Origin of the sequence: Legionella rowbothamii (genome assembly GCF_900639985.1) — a bacterium.
GTDB lineage: Bacteria > Pseudomonadota > Gammaproteobacteria > Legionellales > Legionellaceae > Legionella > Legionella rowbothamii.
Window position 1 is genome coordinate 61,612 of record NZ_CAAAIM010000008.1, and the last position, 16,778, is coordinate 78,389.

Sequence of the window (16,778 nt, forward strand, 5' to 3'; positions counted from 1 at the left end):
GTGACCTCAAGCGCATGAAGATTAAAAAGTTATCGCGCGAACACACCGCACGTAGTGCGCCCCACCCTTGTAAGTTTGGGCCTGAACACCAGTGCCATACGAGAAAGCATGATACCACGCATCGAATGCTGGCCGCCCGGAATACTCAGTAGAACGCCAATAAGCAACATTGTCTTGAAGACCACCAAAACCAAGCTTAAACAAGTTGACCTCAATGTTGGCTAATCCGCTTGCACTGCAAGTTGCCATTGAATTTCCCATTTGACAGATGGCCGGTAAATACCACGTTGTTTTTATTGTACAATCCGTATTTGTACTTTATTTGAGGCTTAAATGACCATACCTACCCAAAGAAAACCTAATATTGAACCCAAACCTACAGTTAATGAATCTGAAAGATGGCCTAGAAGACCGCTCGTCATAAGATTTTTTGCTCCAAACCACCAGGCACAAAGACAAAATGAGCAAGAAGAAGCAATGAATTTATTACCGCAAATGGCGATGTAATTCCCTTTTTAAACTGTTCTTATTTTATCTCCTATTAGGTAGTTGTTCTTCTATTCGTTTAATCATGTAGGGGAAAAACGGATTGGATGAAAGTCGAAGGATTGAATCCAAACTTACGATGAGTACTTGTCGTTCACCACGCGAAGCGATAGTTCCTAATTGAACGCCATATTCTTTTGAGTCAGGAGCAAGACCATAGAGGCTATCGTTTACCGGAAAGGGAATCGCAACATGTGACAGGGAATAGACATCGCGGGGATAAGCCAATCCTAACGGAGAAACATGTTCCGTCACTGTTCCAGCTTCAGTGACACGCTCGACCACATCAATACTCCCATCATTCGCATTAGTGATGATTACGCTACGAAATTTTCGTGGGGGGACATTTAAAAGCCTGGTCACGGCCGTATCTGCGGAGGGGCGTAATAAAAGACCTAATTTAGCAGCTCTATTCAAATCAAATAAGACTAACTCACTACCATTTGCAGGAAGATTGGCATAAAAAGCAGTAATTATTGCACGCGTACTTACTGTAAAATCCATTACAGATTGGAACGTCAATACAGATGGAAGTTCAATTAGCCGATCTTCATTGGCAAGGCGTACAATTTGTTGTTGTAATGCTGCTGTTAAACGATGAGACTGACTTGCTCCATTAACTGGAAAAGAATTGTATTTAAATGGATTGAACTCAGGAAGTATACTGAGCCAGGCTGCTTTTGCAAAGGGTGGTAAAATCGCTGGTAAGGAAGCAAATCCCGCAAAGCGCGCAAAGCGGGTAATACCAATCATTGGTGAAATTAAGATAATCTTATCTGGTTTTGTTAATTGTTTATTTTCAATGGAATCAAGAGCATATTTTAATGCTAATGCTCCGCCATTAGAAAAACCTACGAGATGGAGAGGTAGTGATGGTCCTATGCGTCTTCGTGCTTCACGTACAGCTAGCCGAGTTGCCGCCAACCAATCTTCCCATTTCACATCGGTTAATGCAGCCGGTACGGTGCCATGAGCAGGCAGTCTAATCGCTATTGCAACATAACCATGGGCCACATATCGTTTGGCAATATGGCGTAGACTATAAGGAGAATCAGTAAGTCCATGCAAGAATACAACCGCTCCCACAGCTGGACTTTGAGGTTCAAGTATATATGAGCGATTCCAATCAGTAGAAAATTTCTCGGGATAAACTGGACTGTCAGAGAAATATCGATTACCTGGAATACGTTGTTTGCTAGTTAACTTTTCAGTTACTTCGGTGCGTACCGCGTCAAAAAGAGTATTTTCTATTCCTATGTATTGTGCCCAATTAAGTTTATCAAGTTCTTTAGCATGTTTTTCTTTTGGGACATAAGTATGCCATAGCTCCAGTGCAGGACCACGTTGTGAATCAATTATCCGTAACCCAAGCAAAATGACAAGACATAAGCAGACAAGCTTAGTTAGTGATTTTAACAACTTAAGTAATCTAGCTCTCATTGATGGGACTCTTTTTCTCTATTGTCTGAGCAAAATACTCATGCAATTTCTCTATGCAATGATGAGCATAACCTGCTTATTATGCAAAAGCCAGATGAATGTTTATCCATAAAATCCTTATATATAATGTCTTTTCAAATACATATAATTTTTTATACAACTCGCGAATACAAACTCTGCAATAATACTAAAGGGTCCTAAAATAACCCAAATAATTGACTTAATACATTAAGAGAACGTAAAATATGGACAAACTGATTTTATATTAACAATGGGCTTTTAGATTATAAACAAGAGAGTACTTAGTTGATCCAGCATAAAAAATCACCGCTTAAGCGTCTTACTGTGTGTCATATTTTTTTAATCACCATCAGTAATATCTTAGTTCAATACCCTTTTGAGTTTTTGGGCTATCATACTACTTGGGGTGCGTTTACTTACCCTTTCATTTTTATTTTAAGCGATTTAACTACTCGACTTTCTAATGCTAAAACTTCTCGAAATATCATTTTTCTAAGTATGTTCCCTGGACTACTTATCTCCTATTTTATAGCAAGCTCTCTTGAAATTATGGGTACCTTAAGTTGGGAGAATTTGTTCACTCTACACTATATGCCAATGCGGATCTCATTAGCATGCTTTGTTGCCTATACCATTGGGCAGTTAATGGATGTTTTTATTTTTCAGCGTTTGCGCAATAGCTCCTCTTGGTGGGTTGCGCCGACTATTTCAACTACGATAGGTAATATAATAGATACCCTTTTGTTTTTTACTATTGCGTTTTATCACAGTAGCAATCCTTTTCTAAACCAACATTGGCCGGAAATAGCGGTGGTTGATGCCGGTTTTAAAATTACTATTAGCCTACTAGCCTTTGTTCCAGTCTATGGCTTTGTGTTACACTTCTTTGATATCAAAAATAAAAATATAGTTACGGCATAATCACTCGTCGATTACAAGGACATATCCATTCATGTCTGCAAAAATACTCATATCAGAAAACGATGTCTTAGATGGCACTCTTATCCAATTAGAACCAATTGCAGTTCAACATCGAGAACCTTTGTCTGACGCCGCGAATTATGAACAAATATGGCAATATATGCCGCAAAAAGCCACGAAAAATGTATTCGACTCCTGGTTTAATGGTTGTCTGGATAAAATGTTCACTGGGGAGCAAATTACTTACGTCGTACGCTGCAAAATAAGCCAAACTATTGTCGGCGCCACGGCCTATTATGCTATTCAATTAGAAAACAAAAGCCTTGCCTTAGGCTATAGTTGGTATACCCCTAGTCGCTGGGGTAGCAAAGTAAATCCTGAAGCGAAGTTATTGATGCTAACCCAGGCATTTGAATGCTGGGACATTAATCGCGTTGAATTAGGCACTGACTCGCGGAACCGCCGCTCCTATCATGCCATCAAGAAACTAGGCGCTACTGAAGAAGGCTTATTACGGCAACACATGATTCTTCAAGATAAAGTAATCACGGACACCATAGTGTTTAGTATCCTTCGTTGCGAATGGCCTGCTATTAAAATGAACTTAGTAAATCGTATAACTCATCAAGCAAATACCCAGTAGCTTATTATCCTCCATTGTGAAGTAAACTAAGGATGGAAATATGAAACATTATTCCAGACCGAAAAAACTTTACAAAACGCTGATATCAGCCCTGATTTACCAAGCCCCCCATTTGTTTGGGTGTGGTAGCCATGAACGCAAGCGTCGATGATGTAACCGTAGAAATGTGCACCATGTGTTACTTCCCTGCGAAGACCCACTTTGCTAGGGTAGAGCCTATTCACTATAAGCCTTTCTCGCCATTTAATAAATGTTCACAATCATTTACAGATAAGGGAGGACTAAAATAATAGCCTTGCACTGCGTCAACGTGCTGGATGCGTAATAAATTCACTTGCGAAATATCTTCAACTCCTTCAGCAATCACTTGCAGATTTAAACGGTGAGCTAATCCAATGATGGCTTCTAAAATAATCTTATCTTGCTCTTTTAACTGATTTTTATTAATAAAAGATCGGTCAATTTTTAATTTACTAAGAGAAAAACGTGTCAAATATGCTAAGCAGGAATAGCCTTTGCCAAAGTCATCAATGACTAAATTAACGCCTAAATTCTTTAACGCCTCCATTTCTTTTATAATGTTGGCTGATTCGATAAGAATAGATTCAGTTAACTCAAGCTCTAAATAGATAGGTTGTAGTTGAGTTTCTGCTAAAATGTCGGCAATTAATTGGCTAATTGATTGATTTTCAAATTGCAATGCTGAAATATTGACCGCTATAGGTATCCTCGGTAAATCTTTATTTTGCCAGCTCTTAACTTGCTGGCAGGCTGTGCGCAGTACCCATTCACCTACGGAGAGCATGAACGGCGTTTTTTCGAGTAATTGAATAAATTGATTGGCTTCTAATAATCCCTTTGTTGGATGTTGCCAGCGCAGCAATACTTCAAGACTTATAATGCGCTCGCTTACTAAATCAAAGATTGGCTGATAAAATAAACAAAATTCCTGATTCGCTAATGCATTTTCGAATTCAGTTTCAAGATGATGGGTTTGCTGAATGTATTGAGTTAATGCCACTGAATAAAACTGATACTGGTTTTTACCCAGTTCTTTAGCCCGATATAGAGCCGTATCCGCTTGCTTTAAAAGGCTCTGAATATCCGTAGCATCTTTGGGGAATAAACTGATACCCGCACTGGTTGAAATATGGATAGTATGACCTTGTATAATAACAGGAGCGGCAAGTTTCTGATAAATTTTATCTATGATGACCTTTACCTGCATGCTTTCATCAAGGCTATCCAATAAAATCACAAACTCATCGCCTCCCAGGCGTACTGGCAAATCGCCAGCTCGCAGACACGATTTAATCTGCTCTGAAAAATAGATAAGTAACTTATCACCGATTTCATGACCCATAGTATCGTTAATAGTTTTAAAATAATCCAAATCTAGGAAAATTATGGCTAATTGTTTGGCTTCGCGGGATAAACGCGATGCGCTTTGCTGAAAAATTTGAAAGAGCAGATTACGATTGGCAAAACCCGTCAATGGATCATGAGTTGTTTGATAATAAAGGTACGCATTTTCTAATGAAATGGCGGCTTGGGACACCACAATAGTAAGGTCTTGTAAATGCTGAGCTGTAAAGGAATGCTTAAGCATATTATTTTCAAGATAGAGAATGCGTCTTAGTTGACCTTGATAGAAGAAAGGAATTATTAATATTGATTTAGATTTAGACTGCTGCAAATAAGGGTCTAAAAATTGGATGTCATTAGCGACATCCTGTATTAGCACGGCTTCTTCGGTGCGTTGTACGTAGTTAATAATCGTGAGCGGTAAATCTGAGCGTGTCTCTACGCTTTTTGCATCTACCAACCAAATGCGTTGTTCCTCTAAAGTACCCTCAGCTTCGATAAGCCAGGAGTCGTCCTTCTTTATGATAAGTACACTACGTTGTGCGCCAGCATTTTCAAGCACAATTTTCAGTAGCTTTTTTAATAACTTATCGAACTGTATTTCACTGGCAATCGTTTGAGTTAATTTGAGAATTGCCATAAAATCTATGGAAAGATCACTGCTTGATGCCGATGTTTGCGTGTTAGTCATGATCTTTTGCTGTAAGGATGTTTTAGGACGGTCATACTCATAAAACGATTGGGGAGATTGTTGCTTTAAACGCTGGCAAAGTGCGAGAGCTCCCCAACGCTCATACCCATAATGCGCTTCGCGAAAATAGTGTTTTGCTATGTGCGGTTTGTTTTCCTGTAAGTAAAAGCGAGCAGCACACTCATTAATAACGCCAGTAAGCTGAGGGTGATTATTATCTAATGCAAGTTGAGCCGCTTGGTCGTACAAATCACTTGACTTGCGGTAATTTCCTTGAATAGCGAAGATTTCTGCACTGAGCACTAAATAATACGGTTCAAAATTGGTAGCACACCATCCTGCCCATTGTTTAAAAGACTTTTGAATAGCGAGGAGCTTCTTTTTGTAAACGCATTGCTCAGTGATGGTGGCCGTTTTGTAGCTCGCAGCTAAACTCAGAGCATAATATAATTGTCCTTCGACATAGGTGATGGTTCCTATCGCTGAATCTGCAAATATCTCTGCATCGAGCCCCATTGCCACTGCTAACGAAAATTTACCGCTCAAATAGGCGAGTTTTATAGCACAAAAGTAAAAACAAGCCTGTTCATGCTGCGTTTTGCATTCAACAATAGCTTTGAAAGACCGCGCTATTTTTTGATCAAAGTTTTTATTTATTGACGAATGCTGCAAGTTTATTACTGAATATTCCAACAAAATCCAGACCGGATAGAAATAATCATTCGGGCCACGTTTCTTTAGCACTTCTCTGAGGGTGTTTGCAAGGTCAGATAGTGGGTAACTTAAAGCATATTGATTTAAAAAATGACTTATAAAGCTATAATCAGCGGTTGCTAAATCCCCTGTTTGTTGTGCTAATTGATAACTGTGTAAGGTATAATTTAGGGATTGGGAGAGTGGATATTTCCAAAAATGGAGAAAATGTCCCATACAAAATTCCACTTTAGCTAATACAGAAGGATCGGGGTAATATTCGGCAAGCCGATAAGCAAGTGCAACGTACTTAAAACTTGCGTCATAGCGCTTAAATACATGGAGTAATACAAATGCATAAGCTGCAAAACAATATGAACTTTCAGGTGTGTACCCGTAGCGTAATGATAGTTTAACAGCATGAAATATGAGTAAAACGAATAATTCTTTGTTCGAAGTGATATAGGTAGAAGCGTATAACTGATTTAAGATTTTTTGCAACAAACTGTATTCATTACTAGCTTGTTGAGTTAAATCCAAATTAGTAAATTTTTTACCATACAATCGCCATTCTATAGACATATACGCCACTAAAATATGATACGGTTTAGGGTATAGGGGAAGGTCAAGCCCAAAAAGACGTAATACCTCCAATCCCTGCTGTAGCGCATCGTTATAACGGTTTGCAAGGCTAAGCCGTATGATATCGAGCTGATAGACCAGCATTCTATCTAGCTTGGTTTTAGCTTGCTTGAAGAGTATTGCCAAGTGCTGCTGAGCAAGCTGATGATCATCAGTTAATAATTCACTTTCAGTCAGGCCACAATATAAAGAAAAGGTAAGGTTATAATGATGTTTCCATGCATCTTGTGGTAATAGGGAAACAGCTATACTGAAATAATTTTTTGCAGCTTGGTAGGCCGCTACCGCTTTTGCTTTTTTGCCTACTTGCAAATTAAATTCGGCGAGTGCCAACCTTTCTGCAGGCAAAGTAATTAATGAGGAAGCTTCATTTAAATGACGTACGATTTGGCCAAGATGAGTTTCATCACCCGAATTCATATCCGCGTTGGTTAGCAATAAACGACCAATGTTTAAATGCAATTCACGTCTAAGATTAGGTGCTATAAGTTGATAAGTTGCTTGCAAAATACGGTCGTGTTTAAACTGAAAAATAATCAAGTCTTCTGAACGTTGCGCATCAGTGAGGTTACCATCCATCAAATCGATGGACTTGTAATTACCAGAGATTAACTGAATGAGGTTGGCATGTAAGGCTTCCTGCAACAAGCTCAGGGTGAGTGATACGGATTGTTGGCTTATAACCGCTAATGTGTGTAAATCAAACTGGATACCAATACAGGCGGCTAATTTCAGATTATCTTGTGCAGGGGGTGATAGCTGTTGGATGTTGTTAATGAGTAGTTCTACGACATTTTTTGTCATATGCTGCTGCTCGATTTGCATAATATCCCATTGCCATTGGCCTTTTTTATAATCGAAAGTTAGCAGATGATTATGATGCAGACTCTTCAGAAATGCATGTACGAAAAAAGGATTACCTTCGGTTTTTATCTGCAGAATTTCAGCCAAGGGTTTTGCCCGGGCAAGTCCGCAGCCCAGCGTATCGGCAAGTAGTTGTTGCAGATGAGAATGTGTCAATGGCGGTAATTTAATAGCATTGAGGACTACCCCACTCGCCCTTAGTTTTTTCTGAAACTCGATTAAGGGATGGCCAAAATCCACCTCATTATCTCGATAAGTGCCAATCAACATAAAATATCTATTTGCTGAATCCTTTAATAAACGTTGCAGTAGTTGTAACGACGCATTATCTGCCCATTGCAAATCATCTAAAAAGATAACTAATGGGTGATCTGCCTGACAAAAGACCTGTATAAACTGCTGGAATGCAAACGTCAGTTGGTTTTGGGCTTCACCAATGGTATTTTCTAAAAGTGACTGCGGTCCAAGCAGTCGTTTAATAGAAGGAATCAAAGCCAACAGTGCATGCCCTTGATTGCCAATAGACTGTTGTAAGGCCTGTTTTAAGTGTTTTAGTTTTTGCTCAGGCTCTGCCAATACCTGCCTAATCAGGTTTTGCAACGCATCAATGAGCGCACTATAAGGTTTGTTCTGCTGTAATTGGTCGTATTTACCTTGAATAAAATATCCTTTACGGCAGGTCAACGGTTTATAGATTTCCTTAACGAGCGAGGTTTTACCGATACCGGAATAACCAGACACTAGAACCACTTCATTTTTCCCTTGACTAACTCGCTCAAAAGCAGCAAGTAGCTCTGCAATTGGTTCTTCACGTCCATACAATTTTTGTGTTTGCTGGAGCTGATCACTGATATCAATAGCGCCTAAAGCAAATTCAGCAATCATTTTTTTTGATTGCCATTGTTTAGCACATTTGGCTAAGTCTGCTGCCAGGCCTCTTGCACTTGCATAACGTTCTTCTGGCATTTTAGACATTAGCTTGATAATAATCTGGCTAACCATAGTGGGAATATTCAGAGGAAGCGATGATAGAGGTACCGGAGCTTTTGCAAGATGACAATGAACCAGCTCAAGAATATCAGTTGCATCAAAAGGTAAGTGACCTGCTAACATTTCATAAAAAGTGACTCCCAGAGCATAAAAATCGGTGCGGTAATCAATACTTCGGTTCATTCGCCCTGTTTGTTCGGGCGATATGTATGACAGTGACCCCTCTAAAAGATGAAGGTTATTATAGCCTTGTGTTTCCTCAAGTAGCTGTGAAGCAATACTAAAATCTGCCAGTTTGATTAACAAGGTATGAGGCTCAATAATGATATTAGCCGGCTTAATGTCTTTATGAATAATATGCTGTTGATGTAACTCCGCTAAGGCGTAGACCAACTGTAAGGCAATTGTGAAGAAAACATCCAGTTCCAATGGCTTTTCTTGTAAAAAACTCTTTAAGGTCTGACCATCAATATCTTCTAAAACCAAAACAGTAAGGTGACCTTGTTGAATGAGTGCATAGGGCTTAATAATACCTGGAATATTAAGTTGCTTGAGTAAAAAATATTCGTGTTGCAAGTCCGCGAGAATATTAAGAGAGGGGTGCTCTGAGTAGGGACATTTGAGCATAACCGGAACATTATCAAGAAGCCGTAACCCGCGGTAAAGTACCGTATTAGGGGTTTGAGAAAGCGTTCCCAATATTTTATAGCCTTTAATAATGCCCATACTAACCGGATATCCAAGACAGATTTTAATCATACAGTTCTTAATAGCCTTGGGTGAGCTATGGACTCGGCAACTCAATCAAGTGAACTAATATGAATAAAAGTTATATATGATTCAATAATGTTGTTATCAGTAAAGTATAGTACTAAAAGGTGTAACTTTCATATTATAGGTGTTTCCAATGGTCCCATCGCAGCAATAATTTTAGATAGGCCCTACATTAAAACTTCTTCGTTGGGGGCCACTTGGATCCACTTTAAACTCATAAAGAATTAACTTTGATAACAAAGTGCAAAATAAACTCGACCATTAAAAATCAAGATAAGCGCTAGCTCATTGTTTCGACCCTCGTTTTTTGTTTATAAGAACAATAGTATAGCTAATAATATTTGAACTCCCATATAAAAATTCATTGAAGCACATTAAAAGATATTTCTTGGTTCAAATGACCGATAAATGTACATTTTATTAAGGAGTTAAGGGTCCTTGATAAACTTAAAATAAACACCCTTGAAAACACAAATATTTATTTTCTTTAAAAGCCTTTGAGGGCTGCTCGCTATAGTCAATTTCATTTAGAACATTGAAAACTACGAGAAAGCATAGACTACAGCCCATCACCTTTACCATTACTACTCTTTCAAAGAAAATACTTTGCATACTTCCCAAATCACGAGGCATCAAAACGGCATATTTAGGACGCCCCATCCCTTGATGATTAAACTTTTATCTCACGGATAAAATGAAAATTACTCTCTGGTGAATAGGAATAAAATGACTCTATTTCTTCTTCTCGCTCCCTGGAAGGTAAATCCCCTAGTTCAACATGCAATACTTTCGCTATTTCTGATAAGTCCACACTAAAGTGCTCCTCAATCTTATAAATGATATCAACCATTTTTTTCGATAATTCAATATAAGCGAAATGATTTCTAAATAATGCATCGACAGTAGGCACAAAAAATCTCACCGTATCAGACTCTGTTTGGGGGCAAAATTTTTTTAGACAGTCGGCACAGAACCTTAATGATATATCGTGTGAACTTGCACTAATTTTATCAAACATAAAAAATCCCTCTTCAATTTCAACGTGTCGCCTGCTCTAAAGCATTACATTACAAAAACAGAATGTCAATGAGAATGATTATCAATTGCATTTATACTTAGATCCTGCAATACCGTTCGGAGAACCTAATTTCATCTTCGGCAAAACGTTTCAATGTTGACTGTGTTAACCCCGATAGGTCTCTGTTAATGACTGATATCTTTACAAGAAGTGAGACTATATGGAAATGACTGGTGTGGCTCAATGTCTTGTTAGGCCTATAATTTATAAAAAACAACTGTTAAAGATGGTGCGAGGCAGCTCCTAATAAAAAAATTTACATTCCAATCATTAGCCTAGCCTCGGATATGTAGTTAACTACTTTAAGGAATCGTCGCGATTAAAATTCTCGCTATAACCTGGTAGCCCTTTGATAAAATCTGAGCCCACTACTTGCGATGGTGTTTTATAACCACCTTTTAGTTTATTGTTTAGCAAATACTCAGCTATACCTAGACTACTAGCCACAGTAAGCGCATAGCCATTCGCTGTTGTAATCCGCACTGCTTTGCTTTTCCCTTGTGTGTTTGTTACTTCACCCCAGACATAGGTTAATTGGCTTTTAACTTGTTCAATATTTGGCCCCTTTTGCTCTGCAGCTTTCTTTTTAAGAAAACTTTGTATAAAGCTCCAACCTAAAAGCCAACGTATATAATTGGCCCGTTTCAAAATAGATAATCTTTTAGAGCTCATTGGAATATATACTTCAATATTAGGTATCCCCGTTGTATAAAATGCAGTACTTACATCTCCCCATGGAATAGTGGTGGCTAATTTGTCTCCTTTACCAAAGTCAATAAGGCGGGTTTTCCAGGCCAGAGGAACTGTTTTTATTTGGCCATTAATACGAACTTTTCCTCCCATAGCTAAACCTTCTATAGCTGTTTTTGCTGTGCCTGGGGACATAGCTGAGTTCGAGTCAAATCCAAGAGCCAAATAATGTGCATCAGGAAGCATTTGCTTTAATTGGGCTGCGATACAGTCCGTTGGTGTGACATCAAATCCAACTCCGGGGCAAAGTACAATGTTGGCCTCTTCTGCTCGCAAATTTTGGCTATGTGCATATTCAAAAGTTGATATTTCACCTGTAATATCGAGGTAGTGGGTTCCGGACTGAATACATGCAGTGATCATTTGCTGACTTGTAGTAGAAAAAGGCCCTGCGCAATTTAAAACTAATTGCACCTCAGAAAGCTGATGTACTGTATTTTTCTGATCACTTAGATTAAAAATCCGATTATTAAATCCTAGTTCTTCTGCTAATGCTATGATTGCGTTCTCGTTGCGTCCCGCAAGGATAGGATTCAATCCTCTAGCTTTTGCTTCTCTTGCAATCAATTCTCCTGTATATCCATTTGCCCCATAGATCATCCAATTAGCCATTTTGACATCCTCGGTTTGCGAAGAGAGTATTGTTAATTTTAATTGTAGACAAGATATTCGTCTCATCATTCATTAAATAACATAAGCCCGTTCATCACGATATGAATTTTTGTTACAATAAACAAAGAGATACGCGAACGACTGGACGGCAGGCCCAGGTCTTACAATCCATAGCCTCCAAGCTAAGAAACTTTCTGGGCCAAACTCATGGATCTCGCGGGTCAAGCCGCGAAAATTCGAAGACTATTTTTGGTTTGACCGCCATGGGCTTGCGGCCAAGCCTATACCAAGGCAAGTAGAGATGTTTAATCTCTCAATAACCTTAAATTGACGTCATTATGCGAACGCTTATTATTAAATAAAAACAAGGATATAAATAAATATGGATGTTAATCTGAATAAATTCTTGGTTTCTTCATGTATTTTTTTGATGCTCTCTAATCTGGGTAATGCCAATCAAGTCAGTTTTTTTGTCTCTGGTGGTCCTAATTTTTCAACCCTTAAAAATAACCGTTTAGTTGAAATTAATGAGGTAATTACCAATGCCTATCACACCAAAAGCCAAACTACCACGCAAGGTTTTTGGGCTATAGGAGCAAGTCATACTTTTGAAAATTCGGTATTTCCATCTTATCAATTATCCCTAGGTGTGGCGGGCTACTTTTTCCAGTTAGGGCATGTGAAAGGAACAGAATATCCATTTATCAATGCTGGCCTTTTTGATACGTTACACTATGGTTTTCAAGCAAAAAGCGATGCACTAATGGTTGAAGCCAAAGCACTTTACTCACGCCATGCATTGAAGCCTTATGCTTTGGTCGGTATTGGTCCTAGCTGGAATAAGTTTTCTGCTTATCATGAAAAACCAAGCGATCCCTCTTTAAGCGCATCTCCAGCAATGCCTTTTAGTGATCAGACAAAACAAACTTTTGCCTATGAATTAGGCGCCGGCCTTCAATACTTACTCTGGGATGATCAACGGCGACATCTCCAATATTACGCTTCTGCCGGTTATCAATATTTTAATTTAGGCAGAGGTGCTTTGGGCCCCTCATTAGCACAAACATCACTTGGTCGCATCAAAGTTAAAGACCTATATACACAGGGGGTCATATTTACACTGACAGCATCTTTTGGTTAACAAGGACGAATACACTCATGAAAAAATATCTCTTATTCCCAATCTGCTGTGGCCTGCTCACGCTAACGGCAGCAGCGCAGGCAGCCTCGATTGTGGAAATTACGCCCAGCAGTTCCAGCCCAATTGCAATTTCCCCCACAGGTTCGACTTATGTAACTTATAACGCGAAAAACAACACCCCAAAATCGTTAAATGGAATTACCATAGAGCCTGGTTTTGGAATTACAAGTAATGCACTGAAAGCTTCTTTAATCAGCAATACGTGTGCCACTTTAGCCGCAGGGGCTAGCTGTTCTTTTATTGTTTCCATACAAGGAACTGGCCAAAACTCACAATCAAACTTAATGCCGCGGATTTGCGCGTACAAAGGAGCAACATGCTCTGTACCTGTGGCCAGAAATCGCATTCCAGTCACCGCAACCACAGTTCTTCCAAGCAGCAAATATCCACGTCCTTATGCCGGCACTTTCTACCCAATCTACAATTCCGGCGTAGGCCAATGGCTCCCACCCAATCAAGTCCCTTTTCCGCCATTTAATCGTGTAAGTACTATTCTTGTAGCCTTTGCCCATGTCTATACACAGCAAAATGGTGCCATTTTTACTTATGAACGAGGACAAGCGGATCAGTCTGCACGTCTGGCTTTATTAGTACAAACAGCGCGTGCAGCTAATTCCAACATAAAAATTTTGATGTCTTTGGGATGGAATCAAAATGATTGGGGCTCGATTAATATGGATTATATAAATCATGCGAATATTTTCGTACCCAGTGTGATTCAATTTATTCGTACCAATAATCTGGATGGTATAGATATTGATGATGAAAGTATTGGTGGGACCACTGGTTCTATTCCTCAAGCCAACTTTGATGGAGTAATTGCCAATTTAAAAAATGCACTAAATTATGCCTCGCTCCAAGATGGTAAACCTTATTATTTAACCATTACCCCTGCAGGAAATAATAGTGAACCCGGTGGTATTGGTGATACCCAGGTCGATGCTTTAAACGCCAAAAGTTTTGATTTAATCAATATACAAACTTATTATGATGAAGCATGGGCCGAGAGCTTTTTTGACGCGCTTATTGCTATAGGTTACCCTCAAACTCAAATCGCTAATGGTGTAGATGTAGAGCTATCTAGCTGTAATCCCGATTTCCCGCCCTATATTGGATTGGCCGGGCTGTTTAACTGGAATATGACTAGAGACAGTACTTGTAATGATTATGCCAATACCCTCACTATTGCTAATATGGTCGGCTATTACGGAACATTTAACTAATATTCACCTGTAGAACGTCATTCCAGTGAAGAATGACGTTCTACAATATTGAACTCTATTAATTCTAATGTTAAGTTATGTCCATTGATTATTAAAGATAATTTATGATGACACGGACGCTTATTACTACCCTACTTTCGTTATTTTTTTCCATTGCCTTTGCACAGGACAGAATAGTTGATAATTTCTTTAACGATGTAAATCCCGCAACACTTACGGCCCAGAGCAAAAATAGTATTCGTGCAACGCATTACCGCCTAATACAAATTGATTTAAATCAACTTTATGCAGAACTGGAAAATGTACCTCATCGCGACGGATTAAAATCAGGAGTAGCCACACAAATAGCACTCCCCTTACCCGATGGAACGAGCAAACTATATCGAATTGTGGAGAACAGCACCTTACATCCAGAGCTTGCAGCCAAATATCCTTCGATTAAAACTTATGACGCTTATGGAATCACTGATCCTGGAGAGTTTGTAAAATTGGATTTAACTGCTCAAGGATTTCATTCCATGATTTTGCGGCCAGGAAAAAGTCCCGTTTTCATCGATCCCTTAGGAAAAGGCAAACATCAATATTATGTGGTCTACAAGAAAAAAGATTTAATGAGTACTAATCATTTTAAATGTAATGTGCATAGCGTAAATCAAGGATTCAAAACACTGAGCCGAAGCCCTTCATTTGCACAATTTAATGCATGCCAACTCAAAACCTACCGCTTAGCCATGGCCGCAACTGCACAGTATACCCAATTTTATGGCGGCACCATAAATGGTGCATTAAGTGCACAAGCTACAACAATGAATCGCGTTAATGGCATCTATGAAATCGATATGGCAATCACCATGCAAATTATTGCCAATAATGATCAAATTATCTTTACTGATCCCAACACCCAACCTTACACCAGTGGGGATATTTATAAACTGATTGCTGAGAATCAAGTAACAATAGATAGGATTATTGGCTCCAGCAATTACGATATTGGCCATGTCGTTGATGCTGCGGGTAGCGGTTTGGCACGTCTACAAAGCGTTTGTGATAATGAAATCAAAGCCATGGGTACTACAGGCAAAGCTGAACCCATAGGTGATCCCTTTGATGTGGATTATGTGGCCCACGAAATGGGACATCAATTTGGTGCAGAACATGTACAAAATAATGCTTGCAATCGCAACGATCCTACGGCAGTAGAGCCGGGATCTGGTAGTACGATCATGGGTTATGCAGGAATTTGTCCCCCCAACGTACAAACTAGTTCCGACTCATATTTTAATGGCATTAGCCTAAAACAAATGGGCGATTTTGTTTCGAGCTCAGCGCATACCTGCCCTGTTACCATGCCGATTGCTAGTGCTCCAGTAATTCATCAAACCAATGGTGGCGTGAGTATTCCAGCACAAACTCCTTTTGCATTAACCGCAGTGGCAACCCCAGGCTCTGCAGGAAGTACCATTACTTATACCTGGGAACAGATGGATAATGAAATATCTCCTCAACCCCCCGTAAGCACATCCAGAGGCGGCCCCAATTTCAGGAGTCTCTCGCCACAAACTAGCCCCACGCGCTATTTTCCTAAGCTTAGTGCCCTAGCCAGTGGAGGGCCTTTTACCTGGGAAGTATTATCCTCCGTATCTCGGGCAATGAACTTTAGAGTATCAGCGCGCGCTAATACACCAGGTGGTTCATGTAATGCCTTTACAGATACCAAAGTAATGATCACCGATAATGCAGGGCCTTTTAAAGTTATTAATCCTTCTGCTGCAAACATACTATGGGCAGGACAATCACTACAAACAGTAACCTGGGATGTGGCTAATACAAATACTTATCCAGTCGGTGCACTTTTAGTGAATATCTTCTTATCTACAGATGGCGGAATAAGCTACCCCACACCTTTAGTCGTAAGTACCAGCAATGATGGTCATGCTAACATTTGTGTTCCTAATATTAATACTACGGCTGCACGAATTATGGTCCAGGCAAGCAATGGCTCCTTCTTTAATATTTCCAATAATAATTTTTCGATTGTTGCTACACCACCCAAAGCACCGGTATTAACTGGAGCGGATCGTAATCGCATGAATACTAAAGAAGCTTTTGTTTTATATGCAGATTGCCTATCGTCTTCCAACACAACCTATATAGTGAACGGCTTGCCTGGGGCAACGCTGAAATTGGACCTCCAACGTCGTCGCTTTGTTATTGGTAATATTTTAACGCCCAAACGCGTACGCAATGTCACCATTACCGCTGTCGATGAATCGAATGTCAGCCGCACCTCAAATCCAATTACGATCCCTAGTATTTTATAAAGA

The 16,778-nt window shown here is 39.4% G+C and carries 10 protein-coding genes; 6 read left to right on the forward strand and 4 right to left on the reverse strand.

Annotation, left to right across the window (positions count from 1 at the left end):
• Window positions 1–333: 333 nt before the first annotated feature.
• On the forward strand, window positions 334–507 hold the full coding sequence (locus tag E1P08_RS17215; RefSeq protein WP_165485177.1) for a DUF4174 domain-containing protein: 174 nt from the start codon (window positions 334–336) through the stop codon (window positions 505–507).
• A gap of 24 nt (window positions 508–531) precedes the next feature.
• Here E1P08_RS17215 and E1P08_RS13135 read toward each other — a convergent pair whose 3' ends face one another.
• A complete protein-coding gene (locus E1P08_RS13135) occupies window positions 532–1,986 on the reverse strand; it encodes an alpha/beta hydrolase (RefSeq protein ID WP_133137470.1) in 1,455 nt (484 codons plus the stop codon).
• A gap of 306 nt (window positions 1,987–2,292) precedes the next feature.
• Between E1P08_RS13135 and E1P08_RS13140 the strand changes: the two genes are divergently transcribed.
• Window positions 2,293–2,928, forward strand: coding sequence for a 7-cyano-7-deazaguanine/7-aminomethyl-7-deazaguanine transporter (locus tag E1P08_RS13140; RefSeq protein WP_133137471.1), 636 nt, complete (start codon window positions 2,293–2,295; stop codon window positions 2,926–2,928).
• 31 nt (window positions 2,929–2,959) lie between these two features.
• Window positions 2,960–3,571 carry a GNAT family N-acetyltransferase gene (locus E1P08_RS13145; protein ID WP_133137472.1) on the forward strand — a complete coding sequence of 204 codons (612 nt, stop codon included), beginning with the start codon at window positions 2,960–2,962 and terminating at the stop codon, window positions 3,569–3,571.
• 223 nt (window positions 3,572–3,794) lie between these two features.
• On the opposite strand, the gene E1P08_RS13150 is transcribed toward E1P08_RS13145, so the two are convergent.
• The 3 genes from E1P08_RS13150 to E1P08_RS13160 form a co-directional block, all read right to left on the reverse strand.
• The gene (locus tag E1P08_RS13150; RefSeq protein WP_133137473.1) at window positions 3,795–9,575 is read right to left on the reverse strand and encodes an EAL domain-containing protein; all 5,781 of its coding nucleotides are present in this window, start codon (window positions 9,573–9,575) and stop codon (window positions 3,795–3,797) included.
• 685 nt (window positions 9,576–10,260) lie between these two features.
• The gene (locus E1P08_RS13155; protein WP_133137474.1) at window positions 10,261–10,608 is read right to left on the reverse strand and encodes a hypothetical protein; all 348 of its coding nucleotides are present in this window, start codon (window positions 10,606–10,608) and stop codon (window positions 10,261–10,263) included.
• Window positions 10,609–10,965: 357 nt separating this feature from the next.
• Entirely contained in the window at window positions 10,966–12,030 is a 1,065-nt protein-coding gene (locus E1P08_RS13160; RefSeq protein WP_133137475.1) for a saccharopine dehydrogenase family protein, read from the reverse strand.
• A 382-nt stretch (window positions 12,031–12,412) separates the two neighbouring features.
• On the opposite strand from E1P08_RS13160, the gene E1P08_RS13165 reads away from it, so the two are divergent.
• The 3 genes from E1P08_RS13165 (at window position 12,413) to E1P08_RS13175 (ending at window position 16,775) form a co-directional block, all read left to right on the forward strand.
• Entirely contained in the window at window positions 12,413–13,171 is a 759-nt protein-coding gene (locus tag E1P08_RS13165) for an outer membrane protein (RefSeq protein ID WP_133137476.1), read from the forward strand.
• Window positions 13,172–13,188: 17 nt separating this feature from the next.
• Window positions 13,189–14,454, forward strand: coding sequence for a glycoside hydrolase family 18 protein (locus tag E1P08_RS13170; protein WP_133137477.1), 1,266 nt, complete (start codon window positions 13,189–13,191; stop codon window positions 14,452–14,454).
• Between the two features lie 104 nt (window positions 14,455–14,558).
• Window positions 14,559–16,775 carry a reprolysin-like metallopeptidase gene (locus tag E1P08_RS13175; protein ID WP_242602464.1) on the forward strand — a complete coding sequence of 739 codons (2,217 nt, stop codon included), beginning with the start codon at window positions 14,559–14,561 and terminating at the stop codon, window positions 16,773–16,775.
• The last annotated feature ends 3 nt before the right edge of the window (window positions 16,776–16,778 follow it).

What these genes read in the sequence shown, in the direction of transcription:
- E1P08_RS17215 (WP_165485177.1), top strand. Translation starts at nt 334, where the DNA reads ATGACCATACCTACCCAAAGAAAACCTAATATTGAACCCAAACCTACA.
- E1P08_RS13135 (WP_133137470.1), bottom strand. Translation starts at nt 1,986, where the DNA reads ATGAGAGCTAGATTACTTAAGTTGTTAAAATCACTAACTAAGCTTGTC.
- E1P08_RS13145 (WP_133137472.1), top strand. Translation starts at nt 2,960, where the DNA reads ATGTCTGCAAAAATACTCATATCAGAAAACGATGTCTTAGATGGCACT.
- E1P08_RS13150 (WP_133137473.1), bottom strand. Translation starts at nt 9,575, where the DNA reads ATGATTAAAATCTGTCTTGGATATCCGGTTAGTATGGGCATTATTAAA.
- E1P08_RS13155 (WP_133137474.1), bottom strand. Translation starts at nt 10,608, where the DNA reads ATGTTTGATAAAATTAGTGCAAGTTCACACGATATATCATTAAGGTTC.
- E1P08_RS13160 (WP_133137475.1), bottom strand. Translation starts at nt 12,030, where the DNA reads ATGGCTAATTGGATGATCTATGGGGCAAATGGATATACAGGAGAATTG.
- E1P08_RS13165 (WP_133137476.1), top strand. Translation starts at nt 12,413, where the DNA reads ATGGATGTTAATCTGAATAAATTCTTGGTTTCTTCATGTATTTTTTTG.
- E1P08_RS13170 (WP_133137477.1), top strand. Translation starts at nt 13,189, where the DNA reads ATGAAAAAATATCTCTTATTCCCAATCTGCTGTGGCCTGCTCACGCTA.
- E1P08_RS13175 (WP_242602464.1), top strand. Translation starts at nt 14,559, where the DNA reads ATGATGACACGGACGCTTATTACTACCCTACTTTCGTTATTTTTTTCC.